Source organism: Acidocella sp. (assembly GCF_013044125.1).
In the GTDB taxonomy this organism is placed as follows: Bacteria; Pseudomonadota; Alphaproteobacteria; order Acetobacterales; family Acetobacteraceae; genus Acidocella.
In genome coordinates this window covers 1-4,003 of the sequence record NZ_JABEVC010000104.1, presented here as the reverse complement: position 1 = coordinate 4,003, position 4,003 = coordinate 1, and the positions used below count along the sequence as shown (strand labels likewise).

General features: G+C 62.6%; 6 protein-coding genes, 1 tRNA gene and 1 pseudogene. 5 read left to right on the top strand and 3 right to left on the bottom strand.

The features are described 5' to 3' along the window. A pseudogene (locus HKL97_RS06610) lies at window positions 1-316 on the top strand (DNA topoisomerase IV subunit A); the annotation flags it as partial. Window positions 317-374: 58 nt separating this feature from the next. On the opposite strand, the gene HKL97_RS06605 reads toward HKL97_RS06610, so the two are convergent. Further along, complete coding sequence (locus HKL97_RS06605; protein WP_291423646.1) at window positions 375-1,487, bottom strand: protoglobin domain-containing protein; 1,113 nt, start codon at window positions 1,485-1,487, stop codon at window positions 375-377. A 79-nt stretch (window positions 1,488-1,566) separates the two neighbouring features. On the opposite strand from HKL97_RS06605, the gene HKL97_RS06600 reads away from it, so the two are divergent. The 4 genes from HKL97_RS06600 (at window position 1,567) to HKL97_RS06585 (ending at window position 3,266) form a co-directional block, all read left to right on the top strand. After that, window positions 1,567-1,818 (top strand): hypothetical protein, encoded by a 252-nt coding sequence (locus HKL97_RS06600; RefSeq protein ID WP_291423644.1) that lies wholly within the window; start codon window positions 1,567-1,569, stop codon window positions 1,816-1,818. A gap of 49 nt (window positions 1,819-1,867) precedes the next feature. Then, the gene (locus HKL97_RS06595; protein ID WP_291423642.1) at window positions 1,868-2,233 is read left to right on the top strand and encodes a roadblock/LC7 domain-containing protein; all 366 of its coding nucleotides are present in this window, start codon (window positions 1,868-1,870) and stop codon (window positions 2,231-2,233) included. Window positions 2,234-2,257: 24 nt separating this feature from the next. Next, on the top strand, window positions 2,258-2,809 hold the full coding sequence (locus HKL97_RS06590) for a protoglobin domain-containing protein (protein ID WP_291423640.1): 552 nt from the start codon (window positions 2,258-2,260) through the stop codon (window positions 2,807-2,809). Window positions 2,810-2,933: 124 nt separating this feature from the next. Next, a complete protein-coding gene (locus HKL97_RS06585) occupies window positions 2,934-3,266 on the top strand; it encodes a hypothetical protein (protein WP_291423638.1) in 333 nt (110 codons plus the stop codon). 106 nt (window positions 3,267-3,372) lie between these two features. Here the strand turns inward: HKL97_RS06585 and HKL97_RS06580 are convergent, their stop codons facing one another. Together HKL97_RS06580 and HKL97_RS06575 are read right to left on the bottom strand one after the other, a co-directional pair. Next, window positions 3,373-3,828 carry a SufE family protein gene (locus HKL97_RS06580; protein ID WP_408820785.1) on the bottom strand — a complete coding sequence of 152 codons (456 nt, stop codon included), beginning with the start codon at window positions 3,826-3,828 and terminating at the stop codon, window positions 3,373-3,375. A gap of 76 nt (window positions 3,829-3,904) precedes the next feature. Continuing rightward, window positions 3,905-3,978: transfer RNA gene (locus HKL97_RS06575), tRNA-Gln, on the bottom strand. Between the last annotated feature and the right edge of the window lie 25 nt (window positions 3,979-4,003).

Genomic DNA, 4,003 nt, shown 5'->3' with positions numbered 1-4,003 from the left:
GGAGTGGGCGGCCTGCGTGCCAGCCAAGGGCGACCATGTGGCGGTGATCGGCAGCAACCGCAAGCTGCTGGTGTTTCCACTGGTGGAGGTGCCGGAGATGCCCAAGGGGGCGGGCGTGGCGTTGCAGAAATACAAAGACGGCAGCTTGAGCGATGTGAAGGTGTTCACCCTCGCCGAGGGGCTGACCTGGCGGCTGGGCGAGAAGACCCGCACGGAGCCGAAACTGACCGAATGGCTGGGCGTGCGCGCGCAGGTGGGCCGGATGCCGCCCAACGGCTTCCCGAAATCAGGCAAATTTGGCGGCGAGGCACTCTGAAGCGCTCCGCGGGCGATGAGATGGAATCGCGCCGCGATTCCATCTCATGTCATCAGGCTTAGAACGTGAGCGCTGAGCCCGGCGGCGGGGCGGGTTGTTTGGTGATCTGACCGAGGCGGATCAGCACCTGATAGTATTTGGGGTCTATGAGGTACTGGCACAGGTCGAGCAGCCGCAGCAGGGAGCTGCCGGCCAGCGCCTGGTCCGCCGGGTTGGGAATGTTGCTGGTGAGCAGGGGGGAGATTGCAGCCCGCAGGAAGGCCATGCTCGCCGCGAAATAAATGGGGGGAATGCCGGCGCGCGTATGGGCCTCGCCGATTTCCTGCTGGCGGCGCACGAAGGCCGGTCCGTAATCACCCTCGAACAGGCTCTCCAGCCAGGCCTGATGGGTTTTTCTGAGCATATCGACCCGGTTGTGGATGTAGGGGGCCATTTGCGGGTCAGCCAGCAGGACTTTGTAGAAACGCTCGGTGAGGGAAGGCAGGAGCGGGTGCATCAGGCTCCGGAGGGATTTGATGATCTCCTGGTCTTGCGCCGTGAAACCGACATCCTGGCAAAAGACGTGCAGGGTCTGATCCGCGGTTGAATCATCCTGCGGGCGCGCCGCCGTTGGCGCAGGCTCATTCGCGGGAGCGGGGTGGAACAGATATGTTTCATCCAGGATCAGGGGCGGTTCTTCCGCGAATTCCGGTTCGGCAATGAGTTCGGCAATGGGTTCGGCAATGGGGTCTGGTGCCGGAACGGTCTCGGCCGCGGGGGACGTAACGGTTTTCGCGGCGCGCCGGGCCTCCAGAATTTCCGTGAATGCGCCGGCGTGAGCCAGGATATCCTGTGCGGCCGCGCTGGCATCCTGAAACAACAGGCCAAGTTTCGTGGATTTAGCGGCGATGGCGCACAGCACCGCATCGCGCCCGGCGCGGATGATGAGCACGGGGCCTTGCCTGCCGCTGACCATCACTTGTTCCAGTTTCCCGCGGGTGAGTTCCAGCGCGGTCCGCTCGCCGAGCGAGAGGGTGGCGGCAATGAGGGCGCTGATCCGGTCTTCATCCATGCCCGCCGCGAGGGCCGAGGCGATGATGAAACCGTCCGTGGAGATGAGCGCGGATGCCTGGATGCCGGCGGTGCGGCTGTTCAGGGCCGAGAGGATGGCGATTATTTGATCTTCACGCATGAGCACCTCCAGCAGGTTTGCTGTTACCATAGCAATAACCCAAACTCCCCGGACAGGCACCCCGCCGGGGGGAGATTTTATGCGCCAGACCAGCGATTTTATCAGCCGTTTCTGCAACGGTACGTTGCACAATATGCTGCACAATACACGAGAACTCAGATTTACCGCCCGCCAGCCCGGCAATGGCGCGCGCGGGCGGCGGCGCGTCGGGCTGTTCAAATATTTGTGTTGTATGGTTTCAGTTGTGAAATGCATTTGCGGCGTGGCCGCCCCTGGCGGACCATCGCGCCGTCTTATTAAAAAATATCGTTGGATGTTCGTATTGCGCTAAAACCAAAAGCTTTTAATCTCTGCCGCGCGCTCAACCTTTGGAGGCATTCATGCGTGAAGACCAGATAAGAACCATTCTGACGGATCTGAACGGGGGTTCCACCGATATTGACGCTTCCGCCCTGATTTCCACCGATGGGCTGATCATTTCCTCAGCGCTTTCGCCCGGTATGGATGAAGACCGGATCAGCGCCATGGTCGCCGCCATGCTTTCGCTGGGGGAACGGACCGCCGCCGAACTTTCCCGCGGGAACCTGGAGCAAGTGATGATCAGCGGCGCGCAGGGGTATGTGCTCATCATTCATGCCGGCAACGATGCCGTGCTGTGCACCATCGCGGGCAAGGCGATCAAGCTTGGCCTGCTGTTCATTGACGCCAGCCGCGCCGCCAAGGCCGCCGCCGCGATCCTGACATAGCCGCAGTCCGGGGAAGGCACCGCCATGCAACTGCAAAGCACTGACCCGAATCTCCAGACGTTCTGGCATGTTTGCGGGCTGGATAAGGACGATGAGCGCGTGATGCGGGCGGTTCGCGGCTATATCCAGCCGCTGATCCCGCGCCTGACCGATGCGTTCTATGAAATTCTCGCGACGGACCCGCAGACCGCGCCGTTGATCGAGGGGCGCGTCGCGCAGCTCAAGCGCACCCATATCGCCTGGCTGGAAAGCCTGTTCAACGGCGATTACGGCGCGGCGTTTATCAGCCGGCAGCGGCAGATCGGGGCGGTGCATGTGCGGGCGAAAATTCCTCCCACCTTCGTGGCGGCGAGCATGAGCTTTCTGCGCGGGGCGTTGCCGGATGTGCTGGCCGCGAACGTCGCGGACAAGGATGGCGCCAAGGCGGCCACGGGCACGCTGCTGCGGCTGTTAGATCTCTGCCAGTTCCTGATCGACCGCAGCTATGATGGCACGTTGAGTGATGGCCTGATGAATAATCTGGGCATCAGCCCCGCCTTGCTGGCGCGCCTGCAAACGGCGGGTAAAAAATTCTGACAGCCGGGAGGAGCCGCGCCAGACTTTAATTTCAGGCACTCCAGCCATACGTTCCGAAACATCCGGCGCATAGAGGTGTTACAATTTAGGTATAACCGGTGCGTGGATGAGGAGGATTTGCGACATGCTGACTCGCAGGTTTTTGGCAAAGTCTTTGTTGAACGCGGGCGCCGCGGCGCTGGTGCTGGGTTTGGGCGCAAGCAGGGCGGGCGCGCAGGTGCCGCCGCCCTATCCGCCTTATTACCGGCCGGTGCCGCCGCTGCGGCGCGAGGTGATCCCCGTGGCGCCTGGCACCGCTTATGTATGGCTGCCGGGGCATTGGGTATGGAACGGCGCCGCGTACCGCTGGCGGCGCGGGCGTTATGTGCTGCGCCGGCGTGGCTGGCACCATTGGGTGGAGGGGCATTGGGCGCTGCGGGCGGGGCGCTGGGTGTGGGTTCCCACGCACTGGCGTTAGCGCGATCGTTTGAGGTTCGCTCAGCCGAACGAGCCGAAAGCGTGAATCGCCCTCAGAAAAATGGCCAGAGCCTGATCGCGTTTAAACCAATCAGGCTCTGGCTGCTTCAGCCCCTGGCGAGCGCCTGGATGCGTTCCACCATCGCGGCGACGCCATTGCCGCGGTTGGTGGAGAGCGCGCCGATCAACCCGAGATCGTGCAGGAATTGCGCCGGGGTGGCGAGGATTTCAGCGCGCGGCCGGCCGGAGTAGACGCGCAGCACCAGCGCCACCAGGCCGGAGACGATGGCGGCATCGGACGCGCCGGTGAAGTATAATTTTTCACCCTTATCCGCCGCCGCCAGCCAGACCTGGCTCTGGCAGCCTTTCACGCGGTGCGCCTCGTCCTGCCATTCGGCCGGGTAGGGCGGCAGCTTGCGGCCTAGCTCGATGATGAACTGGTAACGGTCCATCCAGTCGTCGAACAACGCCAGATCCTCCCCGATGGCGGCGATGGCATCGGCCGCGCTGAGGTCCTCGGGTTGGTAGAAAGCAGTCATCGTCAGCCTTTCTTGCAGTGCCATGCCAGCGGCGGCGAGGCTGGCAAAAGCGAAAAGCCGCGCAAACGGCTGATCAATCTTTGTATTTTATTGGATGCGATGGCTGGGGGACCTGGATTCGAACCAAGGCTGCCCGGGTCAGAGCCAGGAGTTCTACCGCTAAACTATCCCCCAACGGTCACAGCGAGGCCCGATTAGC